The sequence below is a fragment of the Aeromonas sp. 62-46 genome, from assembly GCF_001898585.1.
Classification (GTDB): domain Bacteria; phylum Pseudomonadota; class Gammaproteobacteria; order Enterobacterales; family Aeromonadaceae; genus Aeromonas; species Aeromonas caviae.
The window spans coordinates 101,146-126,304 of record NZ_MKUI01000015.1; the positions used below are offsets into that span (position 1 = coordinate 101,146).

Consider the following 25,159-nt stretch of genomic DNA (forward strand, 5'->3'; position numbering starts at 1 on the left):
CTGCGCATCACCTCAGTAAACTCTGGACGGGCGGGGGTGGGCTTGGATAACATGCCTGCACCTCCGTGCCGTTCTTAATCCAATGAATCAACTGTTTTTTCTGGCAATGATGATGTCCTCCCTGTCGGCTCCTGATCTGGATCTGGCCAAGGAGCAGTTGTCCATCGACCTGCAGCAGGCCCAGACCCTGGTGCTGACCGATCCCGCCAGATGTGCCCAGATTGCCACCTCCTTCCTCGAACGCACGGCCAACAATCCCAAGCAGATCATCAGCAACCGTCAGGAATACGGCTATCGCGAGCCGATGCTGAACTACGGTACCGCCACCCAGACCACGGGCGCCTATCTGCTCAAGGGGGAGTGTCTGCAGCAGCTAGGGCAGTTCGCCCAGGCACAGGAGTCCTTTGAGCAGGGCATCGCCATGGCCGAGAAAGAGCAGCAGTTCGAGCTGCAGGCCCATGGGCTCTATCTACTGGTTAGAAGCCGCAACCTGCAACAGCATACCCATGGCGCCGCGGCCCCCCTGCTCGACAAACTCGACAAACTGCTGGCCAATCCCGACCTCAAGGAGAGCCAGTTGCAGGTCTACAGCCGCTTGCTGCGCGTCAACGCCAGCATAGAGGAACGGCAATTCGATCTCGCCAAACAGCAGCTGGCCGAGACCCGCAAATGGGCGGATCACGCCAAACAGCCTCTGGCCAGGGCCTGGACCAGCGCCGTGGGCGGGGATCTCTATCAGGCTCTGGGTCAGCCCCAGCTTGCACTGGGGGAGTACATCGAAGCACAACAGCAAGCCAAGCCCCTGCAGGATCCCCTCTTCCTCGGCCTGCTCTCGAACCAGATGGTCAGCCTCTATCAGGAAGAGCAGGAGCCACAAAAAGCGCTGCAATACGCCAGCGAGGCGGCCAACTATTTTCATGCCCTCGGCAATTCCTCCATGCTGAGCGACGCCCTGATCGTGCTCGCCCGTCTCAACCGGGATCAGGGCGAGATGAACATGGCGCTGGTCTATTTCTTCAATGCCCTCGACCTGCTGGACGAGAGCAGCAACCGTACCCGCATCGCCCATCTCAAGTTCGAGATAGGCAAGACCTACCTGCAGACCGGCAATCTCAACCTGGCGCGAAACTACCTGAACGCCGCACGCCAGTCCCATGAGCTGGGGGATGACAAGGAGTCGCTCATCGACACCCTTCTGTTGCTGGGAGAGCTGCACCTCAAGCAGCAGGAGGCGGGCATCGCCATCCTGCAGTTGGAGAACGCTCTCACCCTGGCCAACCGGATTGGGGACATCCGGCGCCAATTCGAGATCTTCCGCCTGCTCTCCGTCGCCTATGAGCAGAAGGGTTACCTCCAGCAGGCCCTGGAGAGCTACAAGAATTACCACCAGCGCAGCGAACTGGTGCGCCAGCAACAGCTGGCGCTGGAGCAGGAGGCGGTGCGCGACAACTACGCCCAGGTGGAGCGTGTGCAACAGGTCAAGGAGCTGGAACAGCAACTCGACGTCAGCCAGCACCAGCAGGAGCGATACCTCTGGACCAGCGTCAGCACCGGGCTGCTGCTGGCACTCTTCATCTATTTGTTCTTCACCCTCTGGCTGAAACTGCGGGTCGCGCGCCTTCATGCCAAACAGCTTGGAGAGGCCCTGCTGGTAGAGCCGCGCAGCGGCCTGGCCAACTGGCAGCGACTGATGAGCCGCTGGCCTCGGGAGATGGCCAAGCGCCAGCAAAAATCCGAGCGCTGGTACCTGAGCGAACGCCCCACCAGCGAATTTGACGACAAGCTGCACTACCTGCTGTTCCGGGTTCCCTTCCTGATCAACAGCCTGGAGCAGCACGGCTATCAGGTCAGCCGCGAGATAGAGCAGGCCTTCGGCCGTTACGTCAACGAACTGACTCCGCAGGATGGCCGCATCTACGACCTGCGCGAAGGCCACCTGCTCTATGTGGTGCCCCAGCGCCACGTGGCCCAGTTGCATCAGCTGGCCCAGACCCTGCTCGACACCCTGGCAGCCTTCCCCTGCGAGCACCCGCTGGACAGGCGCATCAGCCTCGGCATCGTCAGCCATCCTTTCCTGCCCAAGGCGGCCATGGCCCTCGATCACCACGGCCTGTTCGATCTCTGCTACCTGGCCCTCTCGGGTGCCATTCAGCTCAGCGAAAAATGCCAGCAGAGCGTCTGGCTTGAGCTGGCCGCCATCGATTGCCAGCAGGCCGCATTTTTTAACGGAGATGTGTGGCAATGCTGCTTGATGGCAATTGACAAGGGACTGGTAAAAGTAAATTCTTCTCATGAAAAGCAATGGGTTAACTGGCTTGCGCTTTCACGGACGAAGGTTGCGGACAATCCGTGACAAAAAGGTACTCAACGGGGTCTTTGATTGGCTTTCTGTTGCTGGACGAAACAAAAACGATAATGACAACAGGGCGACCTGAAGAATGAATGATATGGCTGCCGTAACAGGACAACTGGCAAGACTCAGGGAATCCCTCCAGCAGAAACAGCAGGAGCTTGACGGCATGGCGAGCTTCTCCGATGCCGAACGCACCCGCAGTATCCAGTTCATCGGCAAGTTGATGCAAGCCTGTCGCGGCCACGATCGCGAGCTCGACAACCGGCTCGCCAAGCTCAAGCAGAAACTTGAAGGCAACCCTCCTCTTACCTCCATCGATACCGATCTGAACGCCATCGAGAAGCTGTTGCAACAGCACAGCCACACCATGGAAGAGTCCATCAGCCTGACCCGGGCAGCCATCGATCTCGGCAGCAAACAGCTCAAAACCATCAAGGGGTTTCCGGAAGATACCCGCCGCGCCCTCAAGGAGTTTCTCGCCAGCCCGGAGAGTTATGGCATCGGCGATCACCAGAAAAAGGTGATCCGGCTGCTGGAGTTCTACCAGCAGGCGATCAAGATCCAGCTGCTGCCGCGCAAGCCGCTGATCCCCCCTTCGGTGGAGATCCCCACCGAGCTCTCCAGCCCGGCCCCTACCGACTCCTTTGACATCAAGGCACATGCCCAGATTTCAGACGAGTTGCAGCGTCTCATCACCGAGCTCGACTTTGCCGGCGCCGTGGGCGAGAGCCTCGCAGACATCCGCCGCCAGTTGCTCGGGGGCATCACCCCTGCCCTGCTGGCCGAAGTCTGCCTGCAGATCATCGAACTCATCATCGAGGGTACCCGGGAAGAGCGCAAAGCCTCCCAGGCGTTTCTCAGCACCCTGAACGAGAGCCTCTCCTCGGTCCATTACAGCTTTACCGAATCCCTGGATGAAGGGCGGGCGCTGCAAAATGCCGCCCATCTCAGCGGACAGGCGCTGGAGCGGGAACTCGCCGCCATCGATCGCGCCATGGCAGCCCATGACTCGCCACAGATACTCAGGGGCGCCATTTCTGGGCATCTGGACACTATCCGCCGGCTGCAGCAGGAGCGGGAGGAGATGGCCAACCGCGAGCGCCACCTGCTCACCCACCTCTCCAACATGGAAGCCAAGCTCAGGTTGATGAAGGACGAGACCGCCGAGTACAAGAAGCGGCTCACCATCCAGAAACACAAGCTCTTCCTCGACAGCCTGACCCAGGTACACAACCGGGCGGCCCTGGACGAGCGGCTCGAGCTCGAATACAAACGCTGGTTACGCTATGGCACCCCCCTGTGCCTGGCCATCATCGACATCGACCACTTCAAGCACATCAATGACAACTACGGCCACATGGCCGGCGACAAGGCATTGAAGGTGGTTGCCAAGGCCCTGCAGAACGCCTTGCGCGACACCGACTTCATCGCCCGCTTTGGCGGTGAGGAGTTCGTGGTCTTGCTGCCGAACATCAATCCGGACAAGTACCAGAAGCCGCTGGAGAACCTGCGTCAGACCATCAAGAGCATCCCGTTCCGCTTTCGCGATGCCAGGGTCGAGATCACCATCTCCATCGGTGCCACCCTGTTTCGGACCGGCGACCATACCACGGATGCGTTCGAGCGTGCCGACAAGGCGCTTTACAGTTCCAAGCACTCCGGCCGGGATCAGGTCAATCTCGCCTGAATCCGCTTTGAGGGGCGGCTAAAAAAGCGGCAAACGCACAGTCCCCCTATTCCCCTGCCCACCCCCTTGCCTCTACTATCGAACCCGAGGGATGCCAAAGCATCCCGTTTTCTCCCCAGGGAAAGCACAACGATAACAAGCGAGTGAAAGGGGAAATTATGATTACACACATCAATCCCGTGGGCAGCATGGACCTGCTGTCCCAGCTCGAGGTGGATCGCCTCAAGCAGACGGCCTCCAGCGATATCTATCAACTGTTTCGCAACTGCTCGCTGGCGGTCCTCAACTCCGGCAGCCATACCGACAGTTCCAAAGAGATACTGGAACGTTTCAAATCCTTCGATATTCACGTGATCCGGCGCGAGCGCGGGGTCAAGCTCGAGCTGTTCAACGCCCCCGAGCACGCCTTCGTCGACGGCGAGATCATCCGCGGCATCCAGGAGCACCTGTTCTCCGTGCTGCGAGACATTCTCTATGTGTCGACCCAGCTCGAGTCCAATCGTCTGGTCAACCTGACCAGCTCCACCCATATCTCCAACGTGGTGTTCGCCATCCTGCGCAACGCCAAGGCGATCCTGCCCGGCGCCGACCCCAACCTGGTGGTCTGCTGGGGCGGCCACTCCATCAACGAGGTGGAATACCAGTACACCCGGGCAGTGGGTAGCGAGCTGGGTCTGCGCGAGCTCAACATCTGTACCGGCTGCGGTCCGGGTGCCATGGAGGGCCCCATGAAAGGGGCCGCCGTCGGCCACGCCAAGCAGCGGGTGCGCAACGGCCGTTACATCGGTCTCACCGAGCCTTCCATCATCGCCGCCGAACCGCCGAACCCCATCGTCAACGAGCTGGTGATCCTGCCGGACATCGAGAAGCGGCTGGAAGCCTTCGTGCGCCTGGGTCACGGCATCATCATCTTCCCGGGCGGGGTCGGAACTGCCGAGGAGCTGCTCTACCTGCTCGGCATCATGATGCACCCGGCCAACGATCGCCAACCCATCCCCATCGTGCTGACCGGCCCGAAAGAGAGCGCCGACTACTTCCGCGCCATCGACGACTTCGTCAAGGCGACCCTGGGGGAAGCCGCCACCAGTCTCTACCGGATCATCATCGGCGATGCGCCCGAGGTGGCCCGCGTGATGAAGGAGGCGATGCCGAAGATCCGCGAATACCGCAAGTCGGTGGGAGATGCCTACTCCTTCAACTGGTCCCTGCGGATCGAGCCCGAGTTCCAGCTGCCGTTCGAGCCGGATCACGCCAGCATGGCCAGCCTGGATCTGCATCGCAACCAGCCGCCCCAGCTGCTGGCAGCCAACCTGCGCCGCGCCTTCTCAGGTATCGTCGCAGGCAACGTCAAGGAAGGGGGCATCAGGGCCATCGAGAAGAAGGGTCCCTTCAAGCTGCACGGCGACAAGGAGCTGATGCACCTGATGGACAGGTTGCTGGAGAGCTTCGTCAAGCAGCAGCGCATGAAGCTGCCGGGCAGCCAGTACGTTCCCTGCTATGAGATAGTCAAATAGCCGGGACACCACAATGCACCGGAGGGGCCCATGGGCCCCTCTTTCATTGACTGGTCTTCTACGGGGTTAGCAGGAGACGCCACCATTGTTACAATGGCACTCCCCGACGCCCGGAGTGCCCCATGCCACACCTGCTCATCATCGATGCCCTCAACCTCATCCGCCGACTGCACGCGGTGCAGAGCCAGCAGGGACTGACCCCGGCCCAGGCCCTGCTCGCCACCCGAGCCAACCTCATCAACACCTGCAAGCAGCTCCTGGCAGCCAGCGAGCCGACCCACGCCATCGCGGTCTTTGACGGTGAGGTCCACAGCTGGCGCAAGACGCTCTATCCCCCCTACAAGGAGGGCCGCACCCCCATGCCGGATGAGCTGAGGGAAGGGCTTGCCGACCTGCAGGACGCCTTCTGGGAGTGCGGTGTGGATGCCCTGCTCTCCCAGACCGACGAGGCGGACGATCTCATCGCCACCCTGGCAAGCGGCATTGCCCAGCACGGCGCCAGCGCCACCATCATCTCCACCGACAAGGGGTTCTGCCAGCTCATCTGCCCGCAGATCCGGGTGCGGGATTACTTCAACAAACGCTGGCTGGATGCCGCCTTCGTCCAGCAGCAGTACGGCGTTACACCGGCCCAGCTTGTGGACTTCTGGGCCCTGACCGGTATCGGCGGCTCCAACATCAAGGGGGTGCCCGGCATCGGCCCCAAGACCGCCACCCAGTTGCTGCAGCAATACGGGGACCTGGCTGCCATGCTGGAGGCCTGTGAGCGGGAGGAGGCCACCAGGCCCCTGCTCAAGCTGCGCCAGCACCGGGAAGAGGCCCTGCTGGCCCAACGCCTGGTCCGGCTGCAGCACGATATCCCGCTCGGGTTCAACCTGCGGGAGATCCGCTACCCTCCCGTCCCTGATGCCGGGGCGTGATCCCCAGCACACCATTTCCCAAGACAGGCCGTACCTGTTGACATAAATGGGTAAAATGTAAAGAAACATGGAGGGTGTGGTGCAAAAATGGTATAAAGCCGACGAATCCTCCCCCTCTGTTCCCTAGAAGTGGATACGCCTCATGTCAAAAAGAAAGATTACCGTCATCCCGGGCGACGGCATCGGCCCCAGCATCATCGAATCCGCCATCCAGATCCTGACCCACGCGGGTTGTGACTTCGACTACGAATACGCAGACGCCGGTCTGGTAGCCCTGGAAAAACATGGCGAGCTGCTGCCCCAGGCCACCCTCGACCTGATCGAGAAGAACAAGGTCAGCCTGAAAGGCCCGCTCACCACTCCGGTCGGCGGCGGCTTCACCTCCATCAACGTCTCCCTGCGCAAGAAGTTCAATCTCTACGCCAACGTGCGCCCCGTCCTCTCCTTCAAGGGCACCAAGAGCCGTTACGACAACATCGACATCATCACGGTGCGCGAGAACACCGAAGGCATGTACTCCGGTGCCGGCCAGAAGCGCAGCGATGACAACCAGAGCGCCGAGGCGATGAGCATCATCACCCGGGAAGGGGCCGAGCGCATCGTCACCTTCGCCTTCGAGCTGGCGCGCCAGGAAGGACGCAAGAAGGTCACCATCATCCACAAGGCCAACATCCTCAAGTCCACCTCCGGCCTGTTCCTGGAAGTGGCCCGTCAGGTCGCGGCCCGCTACCCGGACATCCAGAACGAGGAGATGATCGTCGACGCCGCCTGCATGAACCTGGTGATGTACCCGGAGCGCTTCGATGTGATGGTCACCACCAACCTGTTCGGCGACATTCTCTCGGATCTCTGTGCCGGTCTGGTGGGGGGGCTGGGCATGGCGCCGGGCGCCAACATCGGTGAAGGGGCCGCCATCTTCGAAGCGGTACACGGCTCTGCGCCGGACATCGCCGGCAAGAACATCGCCAACCCCACCTCGGTGATCCTCGCCTCCATCCAGATGCTGGAATATCTCGGCATGCAGGACAAGGCGGAGCGCATTCGCGAGGCCGTGCGGGCGACCATCGAGTCCGGTGATCGGGTGACCCGTGACCTGGGGGGCACAGCGTCCACCAGCGAATTCACCCAGGCCATCATCGACCGTCTATAAATAGAATCCAACCATATGATTTTAAAAGGGAGCTTCGGCTCCCTTTGTTTTATGCCAACGCCTCCCTACCTCCCTCGCCAGATGAATACTATGTTGATATGAGGGATAAGGAGATCCACCATGCGTGCTACTTTCATCTTGCTGATTGTCAGCAGCAGTGCCACGGCATTAGACAGGCCAGTCGACAATGCCTGGTTGACGCCGCCCCCCCAGCACGAGGCGCCAGCCAAGCAGACCTGGCAATCCACCCTGGATACCAACGATCTGCTCAAACAGCCCAAGCCGCTCTCCCTGGGGGTGGATATCACCACCGACAGCAACGGTAATCGGCAGATCACCCCCTATCAGAAACTGAACCTCACGGCAGAGAAGAGCGTCAGCCTCTCCTTCGAAAAGCAAAAGCCCAGAATCAAGTTCAACGCTGGCGGCATCAACACCTCGGTCAAGCTTCGCGGGGATGGCGTCAAGATGCAGTTCAACCCCAGTGACAAGACCATTCCCCTGCAAATTGAGCTGAAGATCACCGACGACGAGTCCATGATGCGTCTGGACTACCGCTTCTGATGGCCCAGACACAAAAAAACCGGACGTCACCGTCCGGTTTTTTCATGCCCTGTTCCCGATGCTGCTTCAGGACTTGGGGGACAGCTTGGAGACCCAGAACTTGTTGTAGACGTGCACCGTGATCTCTTCGCGATCGTGATAGAGCTGTTTGGCCTGAATGATGAAACCGCCATCGATCTCTGCCAGCAGTCCGCGCAGCACCTCGATGTTGTGTACCGCCTCGGCGTAGCGCTTCTTCATCGGCAGCTTGAGGTTGAACATGGCTTCCTGACAGTCGTTCTCCCTGAACCAGTCGGCCACCATGTGGGTCACTCGCGCCGGCTTGTCCACCATGTCGCACACCAGCCAGTAGGTATTCTTCTTGCTCGGCCGCCACACGAAACCATCGTCACGGATGTGCTTCACCTGGCCTGTGTCCATCAGGGATTGGGCCATCATGCCGTTGTCCACCGCCGTCACCATCATGCCACGACGCACCAGCTGATAGGTCCAGCCACCCGGGCAGGCGCCAAGATCCACGGCCTTCAGGCCGGAGCACAGGCGCAAGTCCCACTCTTCCTTCGGCACGAAGACGTAGAACGCCTCTTCCAGCTTGAGGCTGGAGCGGCTCGGGGCATCGGCCGGGAAGCGCAGGCGCGGGATCCCCATGTGGAAGGCAGAGTTGTTGAAGGAGTAGGAGTACCCCAGCATCAGGTGGTCATTGGCCAGGAAGAAGGCGTGGAACACGGGACGGTTCGGGGTCTCCTTCTTGGTCAGGATCTCGTTGCTGCGCAGCGCCTGGCGAAGCGGCACGGTGAACTTGCGGCAGAAGGCGGAGAGCTCCTTCGCCTCGTTGGTATCGGCCGTCTCCACCCGCAGATCACCGCAAATGGCGTAACCGCTCGCCGCCTCCAGGATGGGAGAGACCCGATCGCTTATTTCCAGATCTTTCAGCTCGTGGGTCACCACCAGCATCTGGCGAATGAAGATGAGCTCGCGGAACGGCAGCTTGCGCGCCAGCAGATCGGCCTGCTCCTCGTCATACAACTCGAAGATCACATAGCCGCTGTCGTCCTTGACCCGGGCAAAGCCGTAGCACTGCATGTTGCCGGCACGCTCGGTGATCTCTGCCGCCGCCTCTTTCTCAAAACCCGGGCGGCAATAAAGCAGCAGATTATTCATTCTTTCCTCCAAGACGACAGCCGGCCCACATCAGAGCCGCCCATCCCAACATAAAACAGAGGCCACCGGCCGGGGTGATGAGCCCCAGCCCCTTGCTGCCAAGCAGCACCATGGCGTAAATACTGCCGGAGAATCCCAGGATCCCCAGCACAAAGACGGCGCCCGCGAAGGTGATCACCTTGCCGCGCACGCCGCACAGCCCCAGCACCAGCAGGGCCAGGGCGTGGAAAAACTGGTATTGCACGGCGGTGTTGAACGCCGCCAGCAACGAAGGAGCAATGCCGGTCGCCGCCAGCCCATGAGCGCCGTAGGCCCCGAGCATGGTGGCCGTCAGGCCGAAGAAGCCCGCCAGCACCAGCCAATGTCGTTGGATCTGCATCTTCTCTCCTTGCACGCTTCTTCTCTCGACCCGCTCGAGATCGTCAGGAGCGGCCCACCGCCGCGATAAAATCCTTGATCCGCTCCGCAGCCAGTCGCAGGTTCTCCTGCTCGCTCATGCCGCTCGCCTTTCTCGGTTTGAAACCATGATCCCCGTCGGTCAGCCAGTGGACCGATACGGCGGGTGAGAAGGGGAAATCGGCCAGCTCGGCGCGGGAACCGAAGGTATCGCGCTCCCCCTGCAGCAGCAGCGTGGGCGTCGTGATCAGCTTGAGCACCTCGCCCCGCCATGCGTCGGGCTTGGCCGGGGGGTGGAAAGGATACCCGAGAACGATCAATCCTGCAGCATCCATCTCGTCATCCCCCTCGCAAAACAGCTCGGCCGCCATCCTCCCCCCCATGGACTTGCCCGCCAGAAACAGCCGGGGATGGGCAAACTGACGCACCATCTCGCGCCAGTGAGCCAGCAGCACGGGTTGTCTGTCCGGCGGCCTGCGTTTGCCGTCCTGAGCCCGTTTGGTCATATAGGGGAAGTTGAAGCGCACCACCTCGATATCCGGCCCCGCCAGCAGTCGCGACAACTCGGCCAGGAAGCTGTGCTCCATGCCCGCCCCCGCGCCGTGGGCCAGCAGAATGCGAACGGGGGCGTCACTCGCCCCCTCTCTTGTCAGGTCAGTCACCAGGTCAACTCCTCAGGCATCGGCAAGGCGGGCACGCCTGCGGGCCTCTTCCTGCTCCACCAGTTCCAGCATCCAGTCGCGAAAAGCCACTATCTTGCCCTGATCGGACTGCTGCTCCTGACACACCAGATAGAAAGCGTTCTTGCTCACCAGCACCTGTTCGAACGGGCAGATGAGACGACCCGCCTCGATCTCCGGCTGGGCCAGCACGCTGTGGCCGAGCGCCACTCCCTGACCGTGGATCGCCGCCTGGATCACCATGGTGGAGTGGCTGAAGATGGGTCCCTGGTTGACGTTGGGCGCGTCGATGTCGAGCTGGCGGAACCAGGCCTTCCAGTCGCGCCGGGAGGTGTCGTGCAGCAGGGTGTGGCGGGTCAGATCGTCCGGGGTGCGCAGGGGCTTGGGGCCGGTCAGCAACAGGGGCGAGCAGACCGGGATCAGATATTCGGTGTGCAGCTTGTCCGAACGAAGACCCGGCCAGTTGCCGCGGCCGTAGTAGATGGCCACGTCCACATCGTCGGTCAGCGACCCCTCGTCCATGTCCACCGCCTTGATCCGCACATCGATGTCCGGGTGGCGTTCGCTGAACTTGACCAGGCGGGGCACCAGCCACTGGATGGCGAAGCTCGGCTGCAGGGAGACGGTGAGCGCCCCCTTGGCGCTGCGGGCCAGCAGCTTGTCGGTCGCCTCGGAGATGGAGGCAAAGATGTCCTTGATGTCGAGGAAGTAGCTCTGCCCCTCCTCGGTCAGTAGCAGGGAGCGATTCTTGCGGCGAAAGAGCTTGATGCCGAGATACTCCTCCAGCGCCTTGATCTGGTGGCTGATGGCTGCCTGGGTCACGAACAGCTCTTCTGCTGCGCGGGTAAAGCTCAAGTGACGAGCCGCGGCTTCAAACGCTTTCAGTGCATTGAGCGGAGGTAAACGACGAGACATGGAATCGGCCGACGATGAATTTTTCTAATGGGGCGCATTATAAATTGTCGGTTGCGGGTCGACCAGTGAATAAACATAATTCGCCACGCAATTCGTTGTCATATGGCTCACACCTTCTCTTCCATGTTGGTTTACATGTGGTTTTTGTGAGTGAGTCGACAGTGATTGTGGTGTTGTGTTTCTTCCTCTGCGGGAAGAAGGGCTAAATCAGGTCGATTTAACCCAGTCTGTCATCTGAATGTGTTTGGCGCCTCCGGTTGGATGGCGCCTTTTTTCTTATCCTCCCCTACACCCGGAACTGGCCCACTAGTTGCTGCTGCTTGTCCGCCAGTTGCGACAGCTCGCGCCCGTTGTCGGCGGAGGTCGCCGCTTCCGCCCGAATGGTATGGCTCACATCGCGAATGTTGCTGACGTTGCGATTGATCTCGTCCGCCACTCCGCTCTGCTCCTGCGCGGCCCTCGCGATCTGCTCGTTCATCTGGTGGATGGTGCCGACAGCCTGGATGATCTGCTCCAGCACGCTGACCGATAGTTCCACCTTGGTGAGGGTCAGATCCGCCTGGTGATGGCCGGTCAGGATCGCCTTCACCACCGCCTCCGTCCCCGACTGCAACTGGCCGATGAGGTTCTGGATCTCGACGATGGCGTTCTGGGTTCTGCCCGCCAGGTTGCGCACCTCGTCGGCGACCACCGCAAAACCGCGCCCCTGCTCACCGGCTCGGGCCGCCTCGATGGCCGCGTTCAAGGCCAGCAGGTTGGTCTGCTCGGCAATCCCCTGGATCACCACCAGGATGTCGTTGATGTTGTCGCTGTTGGCGGAGAGGTGCTCCACCACTGGTTTGGCATCGCTTATCACCGTCATCAGTCTGGACATGGCCTCCTGGGTCTGCGCCACCACGGACTTGCCCTCCTGGGCCGCCGTGTCGGCCTCATCGGCCGCCGCCACCGCCGCATTGGCATTGCCGGCGACCTGCAGGGCGGTAGCGCTCAACTCTTCAAACGCGGTCGCCACCAGATCCACCTCCTGATACTGGGACTGCATGCCGGCGCTGGTACGGGCTGCCCCTTGCGCCGCCAGGGCCGCACTGGCCCGAGTGCCCGCAACGGTGTCGATCACCTGGCTGATGGTGGATTGCAGCTTGTCCAGGAACTTGTTGAACCACTTGGCCAGCTCGCCTATCTCGTCATCCCTGCGCAGATCGATGCGCTGGGTGAGATCCCCCTCCCCGCTGGCGATGTCCTTGAGGCGTGCCACCACGGCGCGGATGGGCGCCACGATGCGCTGGGCCATCAGCCAGATGCAGAGCAGGGCGAGCGCCGAAATCCCGCCACCTATCGTGAGCTGGGTTGCCACGCTGCGCTGGGCCTGATCCTCAAGCTCCCCTTGCAGTTGCAGGGCCGAGGCGAGCACCACGGCGCGGGGCAGCTCGATATAGATGCCCCACTTGCGATCCGTACCGCGCATGCTGACCGGTACGAAGGTCTGCAACAGTGCGCCATCCGGGCTCCAGCGCGTCACCACATCTCCCTTGGTCAGCCACCCCTTGAGATCTTGCGCCAGCCCTTGCTGCTCCAGCAGATTGCCAAGGGCGACCGGGACCCCTTCCACGCCGGCCACCCGCCCTTCACTGCTGAGCAGAAGCACCTTGCCCTGCCCCTTGTAGAGGGTCCGGCCCATCTCTTCCACCAGGCTCTGCAGGGTCCCCAGGGAGATGTCGACCCCCACCATGCCAAGCAGGGAGCCCTGGTCCAGCAGCGGCACGGTTACCGAGGTCATCAACACCTGCTGGGTCCCCACCTCGTCCACATAGGGTTCGAGCAGACAGAGCGCCTTGCTGCGGATGCTGCAACTGTACCAGTCGTTCTCAAGGCCGCCGTGTCCGGAGGGCTTGTCGTTGGCCAGCATCGCCTCGTCCATCACCTCCAGGCTGACCTTGCCGTCGACCCTGGCCCAATAGCTGGAAAAACGCCCCTTGTCGTTGGCGCCGAGCGCCGTCGACCCCTGATAGTTGTCATCCTCCCCGTCGAGCTGGTTGGGTTCGAATACCGCATAGACACCGAGCAGGTTCGCTGACGACTCCGCCGCATCCTGCAACTGCTGGTTGACGGCATTGCGCAGCGCCTCGGAGTGAACGAAGTTGTCGGCCGCGTTCTTGCGCTGGAACAAGATGCCCTCGGCAAGCAGGGTAGCCCTGAAGTAAGCCTCATCGAGGTAGCTGGTCACCCGGGCTGCCTGGGTCGCCCCCATGGCCTGCATCCAGTTTTCTGCCGCGTGCTGCCCCTCCAGGGTGGTGGAGGTGAGCACCTGCTCCTGCATGCGGGCCGCGTTGAAAAGAGAAGAAGCCACCAGCGCGACGGCACTGACCAGCAGACAGCAACCGGCGATCAGGGTGATCCGTCCCTGAACAGAAAGAGAACTCATGCCACTATTTCCTAACGTCTACAGATGTGAACACTGTATCGGTTTTGGATACAAAAACTTAACTAAATCAGCAGAGATCCAGGCTTAATTGATTGATTTCACCCGCTCCGGGCAAACCAACGACCAGACCGAGCAGGCGAATGGGCTTTCCTTGAGCCCGTTGCAGTCCCTCGTGCAGCAGATCGTGGAAACGTGCCGCCTGATAACTCCCCTTGCGATAGACGGTGGTCTGGTGAAAATCGGCAAACTTCAGCTTGATCCCCTGCCCCATCAGCATCTCCGCAGGGCAGGCCTTGGCAAAACGCTGCTCCAGCTCGGGAATGAGCCGGCTGAGCACCTGCCAGCAGGCGTCCTCGTCCAGCACATCGCTGGCGAGCGTCGTCTCTACGCCGATGCTCTTGCGTACCCGCCGGGCCTGCACCGGCTGATCATCATGTCCCCAGATGCGGCCGGCCAGCATCTCCCCGAGCTTGCCGAAACGGGCGATCAGCTCCTCGTTGCCGAGCTGGCGGGCATCTTCGCAGGAGTAGAGCCCGAGGGACTCCAGCCGCTCTGCCGTCTTGCGGCCAATGCCGGGCAGCTTGCCAAGGGGGAGCTGGCGCACGAACTCGTCCACCTCCTGGGGGCGGATGACGAACAGGCCGTCAGGCTTGCGCTGCTCGGAGGCGAGCTTGGCCAGAAACTTGTTCGGCGCCACACCGGCCGAGGCCGTCAGCCCAAGCTCGGCGCTGATGGCGGCGCGGATCTCCGCCGCCATCAGGGTGGCGCTGCCACCGCAGCGGGGACTCTGGGTCACGTCGAGATAGGCTTCATCGAGGGAGAGCGGCTCCACCTGCTCGGTGTAGCGCAGGAAGATGGCGCGCAACTGGCGCGAAGTTTCTTTGTAGACGGCCATCCGCCCGGGGATCAGCACCAATGGCGGACAGAGCTTTCTGGCCAGGGCGCTCGGCATGGCAGAGCGCACCCCGAAGCGGCGCGCCACGTAGTTGCAGGTGGAGATGACCCCGCGTCGGTCGGCGGCGCCACCGATGGCGAGCGGCACCTCCCTGAGGGCCGGGTTGTCCCGCATCTCCACCGCGGCGAAGAAGCAGTCCATGTCGATGTGAATGATCTTGCGCATGGCCGTGTCTGTTGCTGTGTCGACAGCCTCCCGAACAGATCATAGGGATAGACCCTGGGCATCCGGCGAGGAGGCGTGTCGAACGACAAAAATACTGTATGGATAACCAGTTGAACGTTCCATGCTACCCCAAGCCTGTCATTTCTGCCAGCGCGCCAGCGCGGGCTAGGGCATAGACTCTCAGGGCTCCCATTTGCGGGGGCTGGGAGGTGCAGGATGAGAAGATTCTGGCCGCTGCTGGGCCTGCTGCTGCCGCTGACGGGCACGAGCAAGGATCACCCGACTGCGGAGTGCAACTGGCTCTATCAGCGCATCGCCGCCTTGGAAAAAGCCATACAGCAAGGGGATAAACTGGGCACCAGGGAGGAGCTGGCAAAGCGAAAGAAAGAGTTCAAGGCAAAGGCATGCAGCCAATATGACTACTGACCCCATGCCACATAAAAAACGAGCCGACCCAGGGGTCGGCTCGCTTCGTTGCAAGGCTGCCTTCAGAGCGATATCCGCCGTTAGATGATGCGGTTGTCCACCAGCATCTTGCGACGGGCCTCTTCCTTGGCCATCTTCTTCTTGCGGTTGTCGCAAGGCTCGGGGCAGTCGCACTCCTTCTCGATCCCGATGGAACCCAGGCCGCCACAGGAGCCGGAGATGGACTTGCGCTGGAAAATGTAGCCGATGGCCATGGCCACCACGACCATCAGAAACACCCCGAAGGTGATCAGAAAGATCTGCATGTAGTTACCCCTTACTTCTTGACCAGATATGGTTTGAAGGCATCCGAATAAGCCTCTTCGAACCCGTCATCCGTCTTGGTGATGGTGAAGATGGCCAGCCCCCGTTCCTTGGCATAGGCCAGGCTCTTCTCCGGCCCCATGACCATGAACACGGTCGCCAACCCGTCTGCAGTCATGCAGGAGGGGTGGATGACGGTCACCGACACCAGGCGGTGCTGGATGGGCTTGCCCGTCAGCGGATCCATGGTGTGGGAGAAGCGCTTGCCGTCCAGCTCGTAATAGTTGCGGTACTCGCCCGAGGTGGCCACCCCGTTGTCACCGGGCAGGATCACCTCCTGTACTGAACCGGCATTGACGGTCGGCTTCTCGATGGCGACACGCCAGGGATGCCCCTTGCCGTTGACACCGTTGATGCGCAGCTCGCCGCCTATCTCCACCAGATAGTTGCGCGCCCCCTGGGACTCCAGGTACTCGGCCACCTTGTCTACGCCAAACCCCTTGGCAATGGCGGAGAGATCCACGTAGAGGTCCGGGATGTCCTTTTGCAGGGTATCGGCATCGGCAGAGGTTATCACATGCAGATTGCCAAGGCCCGTCTTCTGCCGGGTCTGGGCGATCAGCTCGTCGGACGGCACCTTGGTCGGTCTGGCATCCGGCCCAAAGCCCCACAGATTGACCAGAGGACCGACGGTGACGTCCAGCGCCCCGCGGCTCTCGCGGCCAATGTGAATGGCCTCGGTCACCACCCGCGCGGTATCGCGGGAAACCACCACAGGGGTATTGCTCTTGTGCTGGTTGAAGCGTGACAGCTCGGAATCCGGGCGATAGGTCGACATCTGATCGTTGACCCGCTCCAGCAAGACGTCGACCTCGGCTTGCAGCCTGGCGGCATCCTGAACGGCGCTATCTGCCACCTTGATGGAGTAGTAGGTACCCATGGTGCTGCCGGTGATGTGGATCTCCGGCTTCGATTGGACCGTTTCCTGACCGCACCCAGTCAAGAAAAAGGCTAGCCCGAAGGCTAGCCAGGTCTTTACAACGCTGTGCATGGATTAACCACCGAAGTCATCCAGCAGGATGTTCTCGTCTTCAACACCGAGGTTCTTCAGCATGTTGATGACGGCGGCGTTCATCACGGGAGGCCCGCACATGTAGAACTCGCAATCCTCAGGCGCCTCGTGGTTCTTGAGGTAGTTCTCGAACAACACGTTGTGGATGAAGCCGGTGTAGCCATCCCAGTTGTCTTCCGGTTGCGGATCGGACAGGGCGACGTGCCACTGGAAGTTGTCGTTCTCGGCCTGCAGCATGTCGAAGTCTTCGACATAGAACATCTCGCGCTTGGAACGGGCACCGTACCAGAAGCTCATCTTGCGCTTGGTCTTCAGACGGCGCAGCTGGTCGAAGATGTGGGAGCGCATCGGCGCCATACCCGCACCACCACCGACGAACACCATTTCGGCGTCGGTGTCCTTGGCGAAGAACTCGCCGAACGGACCGGAGATGGTCACCTTGTCACCGGCCTTCAGGCTGAAGATGTAGGAAGACATCTGGCCGGGAGGGGCAGTCCAGTTGCTGGGCGGCGGAGTTGCGATCCGCACGTTCAGCATGATGATGCCGAACTCTTCCGGATAGTTCGCCATGGAGTAGGCACGGATGATCGGCTCGTTGACCTTGGACTCCAGCTCGAAGATCTTGAAGCGATCCCAGTCGCCACGATACTCCTCGGGAATATCGAAGTTCTTGTACTGCACGTGGTGGGCAGGCGCTTCGATCTGGATATAACCACCGGCGCGGAACGGCACGCTCTCGCCATCGGGGATCTGCAGCTTGAGCTCCTTGATGAAGGTGGCCTTGTTGTCATTGGAGATGACGGTACAGTCCCACTTCTTCACGCCGAAGATCTCTTCCGGCAGCTCGATGTCCATGTCGGAACGCACGGTGACCTGGCAGGCCAGACGCTCGCCATGACGGGCTTCGCCCTTGCTGATGTGATCCAGCTCGGTCGGCAGGATGTCGCCGCCGCCGGATTTCACACGCACCTTGCACTGACCACAGGAGCCACCGCCGCCACAGGCGGAGGAGACGAAGATACCACTGCCGGCGAGCACGCCAAGCAGCTTGCCACCCGCCGGGCTGGTCACAGCCTTGGCCGGGTCGCCGTTGATGCTGATTGTCACGTCACCGGCGGTCACCAGCTTGGACTTGGCGAACAGAATGACTGCCACCAAGGCCAGCAGGATCACGGTGAACATGACCACACCCAGAATAATTTCCATCTATATTTCCTTTCCGATTACAGGGAAATACCAGAGAAGGACATGAAGCCCAGCGCCATCAGACCCGCGGTGATGAAGGTGATGCCGAGGCCGCGCAGGCCTTCCGGAACATCGGAATATTTCATCTTCTCGCGGATCCCTGCCATCGCGACGATGGCCAGCATCCAGCCTGCACCCGAACCCACGCCATAGACCACGGACTCAACGAAGTTGTAGTCACGCTGCACCATGAAGGAGACGCCACCGAAGATGGCGCAGTTCACGGTGATGAGCGGCAGGAAGATACCGAGGGCGTTGTAGAGGGCCGGGAAGTACTTGTCCAGCGCCATCTCCAGGATCTGTACCAGGGCCGCGATCACCCCGATGAAGGTGATGAAGCTCAGGAAGCTCAGATCCAGACCGGATACCAGGGCACCGTCTTTGAGCACGTAGTTGTAGATCAGGTTGTTGGCCGGGACGGCCACGGTCTGAACCACGATAACGGCAATCCCCAGCCCCATGGCGGTCTTGACCTTCTTGGACACCGCCAGGAAGGTACACATCCCCAGGAAGAAGGAGAGCGCCAGGTTCTCGATGAAGATCGAGCGAATCAACAGACTGATATAGTGTTCCATACCTTAATCCTTCGCCTCCACCTGCTTGGGATCCTTGGTGCGCACGCCCCAGATGATCAGACCAATGATGAAGAACGCACTCGGCGGCAGCAGCAGCAGGCCGTTGGGCACATACCAGCCACCATTGTTCACCAGCGGCAGCAGTTCGATGCCGAACCAGGTGCCGGAACCCAGGATCTCGCGCACGGTGGCCACGGTCAGCAGCACGGCGCCATAACCCAGACCGTTGCCGATACCGTCCAGGAAGGAGGGCAGCGGGGCACTCTTCATGGCGTAGGCTTCGGCACGACCCATCACGATACAGTTGGTGATGATGAGGCCGACGAACACCGACAGTTGCTTGGAGATGTCATAGGCATAGGCCTTGAGCACCTGGTCAACCACGATAACCAGCGAGGCAATCACCGCCATCTGGGCGATGATCCGCACGCTGTTCGGGATCTGGTTGCGGATCAGGGAGATGAACAGGTTGGAGAAGGCGGTGACCGCGGTAACGGCCAGCGTCATCACGAACGCCGTCTTCATCTGGCTGGTAACGGCCAGCGCGGAACAGACACCCAGCACCTGCAGTGCGATGGGGTTGTTGCCGAGCACAGGCGTCAACAGCAACTTTTTCATTTCGCTCTTGTCAGCCATTGTTGATTTCTCCTGCACGTACCTTGGCCAGGAAGGGACCGAAGCCCTTGGGGCCCATCCAGAAGTCGAAGGTGTGCTGTACACCATTACCGGTCAGGGTTGCACCAGACAGGCCGTCGATTTCATGCTCGGAACCAGCCGGAGCATGGCCCTTGATCACCCGCAGCGCAGGCTGACCGTTCTGGTCGAACAGCTTCTTGCCGACGAACAGCTCGCGCCAGGCCGGGTTCTCGATCTCGCCACCCAGACCCGGGGTTTCACCGTGGTCATAGTAGGTGATGCCCTTGATGGTCTGACCGTCGGCCGCGACCGCTACGAAGGCATACATGGTGGACCACAGACCCTGGCCGTAGATCGGCAGGATGATGTTGTCCACCTTGCCTTCGGCATCTTTCGCGAAGAACACGGGAACCAGCTTGGAGATCTGACGCAGGCCGGCCTTGTCGTCGGCCGGGGCCAGACGGATGCTCTTGGCCGGGTCCTTGGCGGCAACCTTGGTGTCGAAGTTGTCGGCATCGCCGTCAACGAACTCACCAGTGGTCAGATCCACCAGACGCGCTTCAATCTTGTCGCCATAGAGCTGGGCCAGGTCACGCTTGGCCACGGCGCTGATGTCGACGCCGGCGACGGACAGGATGTTGCTTTGCTTGTCCAGCGCCTTGTTTTCCAGCTGGGCCGGACGCAGACCCACGGCGGCCACGGAGACCACGATGGAGCAGACCAGACACAGACCGGTCACTACGGCGAGAGTGCCGGTAGTAGAGTCTTTATTAAACGCCACGTGCGATCCTCCGCTTGATGTTCGCCTGTGCCACGAAATGGTCAAACAAGGGGGCAAACAGGTTGGCGAACAGAATGGCCAGCATCATGCCTTCCGGGAATGCAGGGTTCACTACCCGGATCAGCACCACCATCACGCCGATCAGGGCGCCATACCACCACTTGCCCTTGTTGGTGAAGGCAGCGGAAACGGGGTCGGTCGCCATGAAGGCCATGCCGAACGCGAAGCCACCCAACACCAGGTGCCAGTGCCACGGCATGCTGAACATGGGGTTGGTATCGGAACCGATGACGTTGAACAGCAGGGAGGTCGCGACCATGCCGACCATGACGCCGGCGATGATGCGCCAGGAGGCGATGCGCATGTAGACGATCATGGCTGCGCCGATGAGGATCATCAGGGTGGAAACTTCACCGATGGAACCGGGCAGGTTGCCAAGGAAGGCATCCATCCAGCTGATGGCTTCACCGGTGGCACCGTTGATCAGCGCCATCTGGCCGCCCTGGGCCCACTGGCTCAGTGCGGTTGCGCCGGAGAAGCCGTCAACGGCAACCCAGACCGCATCACCGGAGATTTGACCCGGGTAGGCGAAGAACAGGAAGGCACGACCCGCCAACGCCGGGTTCAGGAAGTTTTTGCCGGTACCACCGAACACTTCCTTGGCCAGCACCACACCGAAGGTGATACCCAGGGCAGCTTGCCACAGGGGCAGCTCGGGCGGCACGATCAGGGCGAACAGGATGGAGGTCACGAAGAAGCCTTCGTTGATCTCGTGCTTGCGCACCATGGCGAACAACACTTCCCAGAAACCACCGACGATGAAGACGGTGATGTAGATCGGGAAGAAGTGCGCCGCACCGATCAGCATCTTGCTGCCGATGCCGGCGACGGCCGGATCCAGCGAGGCACCGAACAGGGTGGCCAGGGCGTATTGCCAGGAATCGGCACCGGCCGCGCTGCCCATGTGGGCGATGGCGGCGATAGACTGGTTGCCGACGTTGTACATGCCCCAGAACATGGCCGGGAACACAGCCAGCCACACCATGATCATCATGCGCTTCAGATCGATCGCATCACGGACATGGGCGGCATTGCGGGTCACGGAACCCGGGGTATAAAACAGGGTGTACGCCGCTTCGAACAAGGCATAGTACTTTGCGTACTTGCCACCCGGCTCGAAGTGATGTTCCATATTTTCAAGAAGTTGCTTGAAACTCATCGCTTAACCTTCCAGTTCGATCTTGGTCAGGCACTCACGCAAGACGGGGCCGTACTCTGTCTTGCCGGGGCAGACGAAGGTACAGAGCGCCAAATCTTCCTCATCCAGCTCCAGGCAGCCGAGCGCCTGCGCGCTGTCGGTATCACCGGAGATCAGATCCCGCAGCAGCAGGGTCGGCAGGATGTCGAGCGGCATCACACGCTCATAGTTGCCGATAGGCACCATGGAGCGATCACTACCGTTGGTGGTGGTAGTGAAGTTGATGAGTTTGCCCTTCATCAGGTGAGAGAGGGTGGTACGGGTGATGGAGAACTTGTTGGCACTGGGTTTGACCCAGCCCATGAACTCTTTCTCACGGCCTTCGCCCAGCACGCTCACCTGGTTGTGGAAACGACCCAGGTAGTCATGAACCCCTTCGGCCTTGGCACCGCTCAGCAGGGAACCGGAGATGATGCGGTTTTCGTCCGCACGCAGCTCGTTGTTGGTCAGCTGGCTGAGGCTGGCACCCAGACGGGTACGCAGCAGACGCGGCTTGATGACGTTCGGGCCAGCCAGGGAGATCACCTTGTCGGTGAAGATCTGGCCGGTGGTGAACAGCTTGCCGTAAGCGATCACGTCCTGATAGTTGATGTGCCACTGCACCTTGTTGGCACCGACCGGATCCAGGAAGTGGATGTGGGTGCCCGGCAGACCGGCGGGATGCGGACCGACGAACACGGCTTCCTTGACCTGGGCCAGGGAGGAGTGCGGCAGGCTGGCTTCGCCCTTGCAGACGTGGACGGTACCATCGGTCAGGCGGGTCAGCACGGCCAGACCGTCGAGGAAGGCCTGGGCCTGTTCCTTGATGATCAGCTCCGCACTGGCGGCCAGCGGGTTGGTGTCCATGGCGGTGACGAAGATGGCGCGCGGGGTGGAACCCACGGCCGGCACCTTGCTGAACGGGCGGGTACGCAGCGCGGTCCATTGGCCTGATGCGACCAGGATCTCCTGCACCTTGCTACGCTCGAGCTGTGCCAGCTCGGCGGAGGCAAAATGCTCAAAGGTCACCTGCTCGTCGGACCCATCGATGTCGATGACGACGGACTGGAGAACACGCTTGGCACCACGGTTGATCTCAGAAACCACACCGGTGGCAGGGGCCGTGAATTTAACGCCGGGATTCTTCTTATCTTCGAAGAGCTCCTGACCTTTAATGACGCGATCACCTACTTTGACAAACATAGTAGGACGCATCCCCACGAACTCTTCGCCGAGTGTAGCAACACGGGTGATGGCCGGGCCATCGTAGATTACTTGCTCCGGAGCACCCAGCACGGGGATGTCCAGTCCTCTTTTAATTGTAATCATACTCACTTGCACTACCGTTAAGGGAAGACAGGTTGGTTAGCGCCGAGAAATACATCACGACGAGTTGTTGAATGAGCCCGTCAACATCGCGGAAAGCTGTCGAAGAAATAAACAAATCAGCAACATACAGGATCATTCAAAAGCGCCTGAGTTTACCACCTTAGGCGAGTTAGCCGCCACGCCAAATGGGGAAAATCCCCGCCCTATCACAAAATTAACCTTCACTGAATATTTCGCGCACGTCCTTGCAAACCGTGGTTTTAAAGGACTTTTCGCAAAACTAACCATATAGAGGTATTTTTCAGACGCAAGGAAAAGGATTAGAAAAAATAATGCTACCCCCCTCATCCCTGGCGGCACACCATTCGTGATAGCGCTGTTAATGGCCCGAGGAAGGCGCCATCAGAAGGTACAACGGCTCACGCAAAGGGGGATTTGCTGACGCAACCCGGCGTCTTTGGCGCCTGCTCCCGGACCTGCCACTCGGATTCGGTATAGGTATGCAGCGCCAATGCATGAATGGCTCCCGCCAACTCGTCGGCCAGCACCCCGTTCACCTGACGATGGCGCCCCAGCAAACGCTGTCCCTCAAACGCCTGGCTCACCACGACTACCTTGAAGTGGCTTTCGGAGCCCGGTGCCACCCTGTGCATGTAGCTTTCATTGATCACTTCCAGGTGGCTCGGGGAGAGCGCGGCGGCCAGCTTGGCCTCTATCTGTTGTTGCATGCTCACGGTAAGGACTCCTCGTTGAATATCCGGCCATTGTAGCCAGGGTTGTGCACCCGATGCATCAGGTACGAAGGATCCGCTCGCTCTCGCCGTACCGGACTGGTGAATTTCTCCGCCGCCGCTAGAATAGCGCCACTTTCACCGCTGCCTGGCAACACGGGGCAGACGGTCGCCATTCATCAATCACACGTTGGACTCTTGCCTATGCAAACCCTGCTCGACACGGCCCACTGCCGCCTGACCCTGTATCGTTACCCGCGGCAGAGCCAGGATCCCCTGCAGGCCTGGGATGCGGCGGACGAGTATCTGATAAGCCACCTTGCCGAATCGCAGCAGGCACCTGACGGCCCCGTCATCATCATGAACGACGGCTTCGGCGCCCTGGCCGGCTATCTGCATGCCCACGCCCCCGTCTGCGTGACCGACTCCCACATCAGCGAGCGGGCCACCCTGGCCAATCTGGCGGAAAACGGGCTGGATCCCCACGCCATCACCCTGCAGGATGCCCTGGCCCCCCTGCCCGATGCCCCCGCCCTGGTGGTGATCAAGGTCTCCAAGTATCAGGCGCTGCTGGAGCAGCAACTGCTTGCCCTGCGCGGGGTCGTCACCCCTGCGACCCGCATCATTGCTGCCGGCAAGGCCAAGGACATCCACACCTCCACCCTCAAGCTGTTCGAGAAGTATCTGGGGGAGACCCGCACCTCGCTCGCCTGGAAGAAGGCGCGCCTCATTCATTGCACCCCGGCCGCCGAGCGCCCGTTCCTGACCAGTCCCTTCCCGACCGTCTGGCCGCTGGAAGGCACCGACATGCTCATCCACAACCATGCCAACGTGTTCTCGCGCACGAGCCTGGATATCGGCGCCCGCTTCATGCTGGACAACCTGCCCATCCACAGTGCCCGCAGGGTGATCGATCTGGGATGTGGCAACGGCGTGCTCGGGCTCTCCCTGCTGGCACGAGACAGCGAGGTGGAGGTGACCTTCATCGACGAATCCCGGATGGCGGTAGCGTCCGCACGGCTCAACGTCGAGCACAACCTGCCCGATGCCCTGCCCCGTGCCCACTTCATGGTCAACAACTGTCTCGATGACGTTCCCGTCGGGGCAGCGGACAGGATCCTCTGCAATCCCCCCTTCCATCAGCTGCAGGCGATCACCGATCACATCGCCTGGCAGATGTTCAGCGATGCCCACCGGGTGTTGCCTCAGGGGGGCGAACTCTGGATAGTAGGCAACCGTCATCTGGACTATCACAACAAACTCAAGCGCCTGTTTGGCAACGCACAAGTCGTTGCGTCGAACAGCAAATTCGTTATTTTGAAAGCCATCAAACGCTAAAGATAAAGCTAAAGGAAACCCATGATGAAAAAGTCACTCTTGCTGCTGGCCGCTCTGGTATTGGGCGGTTGTGCTACTCACTGGCCCGAGAGCGCCCTGCTCAACCCGCAAGTCATCCCCTCCAACCAGCAGTACTACTCCGGCAACCGCATCACCATGGAAGGGGTGGACAAGCGTGAAGCCGCCTATGTCTTCTCCATCAAGAAGAAAGAGAAGGCCCCTGTGCTGGTGAACAGCAGTCAGCCTCTCAACAGCCTGCTGGCTGAAAAACTGGCGGAAGGGCTGCGCAGCCAGGGCCTGGAAGTGGGCAACAGCGGCACCACCAACCTGACGCTGGCCATCTCCACTGCCGCCGTCACCGTGGAAGAGAAGACCTTCACCTATGTCACCAAGTCCCGCGTCAGCCTGCAGGTGATTGCCGACTTCCAGGGCAGCAAGCTGACCAAGCAGTTCAACATGTCCTCCAGCAAAGAGAGCCCGGGCGAGCCGAGCATGGCCGATCTGGAATCCACCCTGAACCAGCAACTGGGCAGCGTGCTGCAGCAGATCATGGCCGACGAGGCGCTGCGCGGTTATCTCAAGGGCCAGCCGAGCTGAGCGAGGA

General features: G+C 60.7%; 24 protein-coding genes. 9 read left to right on the forward strand and 15 right to left on the reverse strand.

All coding sequences use genetic code 11. From position 1 onward, the window contains the following. The first annotated feature begins 82 nt into the window (after nucleotides 1–82). The 6 genes from BGO64_RS05095 to BGO64_RS05120 all read left to right on the forward strand — a co-directional run bounded on the left by BGO64_RS05095 (nucleotide 83) and on the right by BGO64_RS05120 (nucleotide 8,188). Nucleotides 83–2,353, forward strand: a complete 2,271-nt coding sequence (locus BGO64_RS05095) for a hypothetical protein (RefSeq protein WP_279966552.1) — start codon at nucleotides 83–85, stop codon at nucleotides 2,351–2,353. Between the two features lie 85 nt (nucleotides 2,354–2,438). After that, complete coding sequence (locus BGO64_RS05100) at nucleotides 2,439–4,040, forward strand: GGDEF domain-containing protein (RefSeq protein WP_286700278.1); 1,602 nt, start codon at nucleotides 2,439–2,441, stop codon at nucleotides 4,038–4,040. Between the two features lie 158 nt (nucleotides 4,041–4,198). Beyond that, entirely contained in the window at nucleotides 4,199–5,554 is a 1,356-nt protein-coding gene (gene ppnN, locus BGO64_RS05105; RefSeq protein ID WP_010673382.1) for a nucleotide 5'-monophosphate nucleosidase PpnN, read from the forward strand. Nucleotides 5,555–5,676: 122 nt separating this feature from the next. Then, a complete protein-coding gene (xni, locus tag BGO64_RS05110) occupies nucleotides 5,677–6,474 on the forward strand; it encodes a flap endonuclease Xni (RefSeq protein WP_286700279.1) in 798 nt (265 codons plus the stop codon). A gap of 142 nt (nucleotides 6,475–6,616) precedes the next feature. Then, the gene (locus BGO64_RS05115; protein ID WP_010673380.1) at nucleotides 6,617–7,624 is read left to right on the forward strand and encodes an isocitrate dehydrogenase; all 1,008 of its coding nucleotides are present in this window, start codon (nucleotides 6,617–6,619) and stop codon (nucleotides 7,622–7,624) included. 120 nt (nucleotides 7,625–7,744) lie between these two features. Beyond that, nucleotides 7,745–8,188, forward strand: coding sequence for a hypothetical protein (locus BGO64_RS05120; RefSeq protein WP_010673379.1), 444 nt, complete (start codon nucleotides 7,745–7,747; stop codon nucleotides 8,186–8,188). A gap of 66 nt (nucleotides 8,189–8,254) precedes the next feature. On the opposite strand, the gene rlmM is transcribed toward BGO64_RS05120, so the two are convergent. The 6 genes from rlmM to dinB form a co-directional block, all read right to left on the reverse strand. Beyond that, entirely contained in the window at nucleotides 8,255–9,349 is a 1,095-nt protein-coding gene (rlmM, locus tag BGO64_RS05125) for a 23S rRNA (cytidine(2498)-2'-O)-methyltransferase RlmM (protein ID WP_010673378.1), read from the reverse strand. Continuing rightward, nucleotides 9,342–9,728 (reverse strand): DUF423 domain-containing protein, encoded by a 387-nt coding sequence (locus BGO64_RS05130; RefSeq protein WP_010673377.1) that lies wholly within the window; start codon nucleotides 9,726–9,728, stop codon nucleotides 9,342–9,344. The genes rlmM and BGO64_RS05130 overlap by 8 nt, the downstream gene beginning before the upstream one ends. Before the next feature lie 43 nt (nucleotides 9,729–9,771). Continuing rightward, nucleotides 9,772–10,407: an alpha/beta fold hydrolase gene (locus BGO64_RS05135; protein ID WP_069651748.1), complete on the reverse strand. Its 636-nt coding sequence runs from the start codon at nucleotides 10,405–10,407 to the stop codon at nucleotides 9,772–9,774. A 12-nt stretch (nucleotides 10,408–10,419) separates the two neighbouring features. Beyond that, on the reverse strand, nucleotides 10,420–11,340 hold the full coding sequence (locus tag BGO64_RS05140) for a transcriptional regulator GcvA (RefSeq protein WP_029313926.1): 921 nt from the start codon (nucleotides 11,338–11,340) through the stop codon (nucleotides 10,420–10,422). Nucleotides 11,341–11,626: 286 nt separating this feature from the next. Further along, a complete protein-coding gene (locus tag BGO64_RS05145) occupies nucleotides 11,627–13,762 on the reverse strand; it encodes a methyl-accepting chemotaxis protein (protein WP_286700280.1) in 2,136 nt (711 codons plus the stop codon). Between the two features lie 67 nt (nucleotides 13,763–13,829). After that, entirely contained in the window at nucleotides 13,830–14,882 is a 1,053-nt protein-coding gene (gene dinB, locus BGO64_RS05150) for a DNA polymerase IV (protein WP_010673373.1), read from the reverse strand. 216 nt (nucleotides 14,883–15,098) lie between these two features. Here dinB and BGO64_RS05155 point away from each other — a divergent pair, with 216 nt between their 5' ends. Next, entirely contained in the window at nucleotides 15,099–15,308 is a 210-nt protein-coding gene (locus BGO64_RS05155; protein ID WP_214005261.1) for a hypothetical protein, read from the forward strand. Between the two features lie 80 nt (nucleotides 15,309–15,388). Here the strand turns inward: BGO64_RS05155 and nqrM are convergent, their stop codons facing one another. The 9 genes from nqrM to BGO64_RS05200 form a co-directional block, all read right to left on the reverse strand. After that, a complete protein-coding gene (gene nqrM / locus BGO64_RS05160) occupies nucleotides 15,389–15,613 on the reverse strand; it encodes a (Na+)-NQR maturation NqrM (RefSeq protein WP_010673371.1) in 225 nt (74 codons plus the stop codon). An 11-nt stretch (nucleotides 15,614–15,624) separates the two neighbouring features. Next, nucleotides 15,625–16,662, reverse strand: coding sequence for an FAD:protein FMN transferase (locus BGO64_RS05165; protein WP_029313924.1), 1,038 nt, complete (start codon nucleotides 16,660–16,662; stop codon nucleotides 15,625–15,627). A gap of 3 nt (nucleotides 16,663–16,665) precedes the next feature. Next, nucleotides 16,666–17,889 (reverse strand): NADH:ubiquinone reductase (Na(+)-transporting) subunit F, encoded by a 1,224-nt coding sequence (nqrF, locus tag BGO64_RS05170; RefSeq protein ID WP_010673369.1) that lies wholly within the window; start codon nucleotides 17,887–17,889, stop codon nucleotides 16,666–16,668. 17 nt (nucleotides 17,890–17,906) lie between these two features. Then, nucleotides 17,907–18,503, reverse strand: a complete 597-nt coding sequence (gene nqrE / locus BGO64_RS05175; protein WP_005303538.1) for an NADH:ubiquinone reductase (Na(+)-transporting) subunit E — start codon at nucleotides 18,501–18,503, stop codon at nucleotides 17,907–17,909. A gap of 3 nt (nucleotides 18,504–18,506) precedes the next feature. Further along, entirely contained in the window at nucleotides 18,507–19,139 is a 633-nt protein-coding gene (locus BGO64_RS05180) for an NADH:ubiquinone reductase (Na(+)-transporting) subunit D (protein ID WP_005303545.1), read from the reverse strand. After that, nucleotides 19,132–19,920, reverse strand: coding sequence for a Na(+)-translocating NADH-quinone reductase subunit C (locus BGO64_RS05185; protein WP_039040709.1), 789 nt, complete (start codon nucleotides 19,918–19,920; stop codon nucleotides 19,132–19,134). Before BGO64_RS05185 ends, BGO64_RS05180 begins: the two co-directional genes overlap by 8 nt. Continuing rightward, the gene (locus BGO64_RS05190) at nucleotides 19,910–21,139 is read right to left on the reverse strand and encodes an NADH:ubiquinone reductase (Na(+)-transporting) subunit B (RefSeq protein ID WP_010673367.1); all 1,230 of its coding nucleotides are present in this window, start codon (nucleotides 21,137–21,139) and stop codon (nucleotides 19,910–19,912) included. Before BGO64_RS05190 ends, BGO64_RS05185 begins: the two co-directional genes overlap by 11 nt. 3 nt (nucleotides 21,140–21,142) lie before the next feature. After that, entirely contained in the window at nucleotides 21,143–22,486 is a 1,344-nt protein-coding gene (locus BGO64_RS05195; RefSeq protein ID WP_029313920.1) for a Na(+)-translocating NADH-quinone reductase subunit A, read from the reverse strand. 419 nt (nucleotides 22,487–22,905) lie between these two features. Then, entirely contained in the window at nucleotides 22,906–23,214 is a 309-nt protein-coding gene (locus BGO64_RS05200) for a BolA family protein (protein ID WP_202044485.1), read from the reverse strand. Nucleotides 23,215–23,421: 207 nt separating this feature from the next. Here BGO64_RS05200 and BGO64_RS05205 point away from each other — a divergent pair, with 207 nt between their 5' ends. Both BGO64_RS05205 and BGO64_RS05210 read left to right on the forward strand, forming a co-directional pair. Further along, nucleotides 23,422–24,555 (forward strand): methyltransferase, encoded by a 1,134-nt coding sequence (locus BGO64_RS05205; RefSeq protein ID WP_139737544.1) that lies wholly within the window; start codon nucleotides 23,422–23,424, stop codon nucleotides 24,553–24,555. A 24-nt stretch (nucleotides 24,556–24,579) separates the two neighbouring features. Further along, a complete protein-coding gene (locus BGO64_RS05210) occupies nucleotides 24,580–25,152 on the forward strand; it encodes a YajG family lipoprotein (protein ID WP_010673362.1) in 573 nt (190 codons plus the stop codon). The last annotated feature ends 7 nt before the right edge of the window (nucleotides 25,153–25,159 follow it).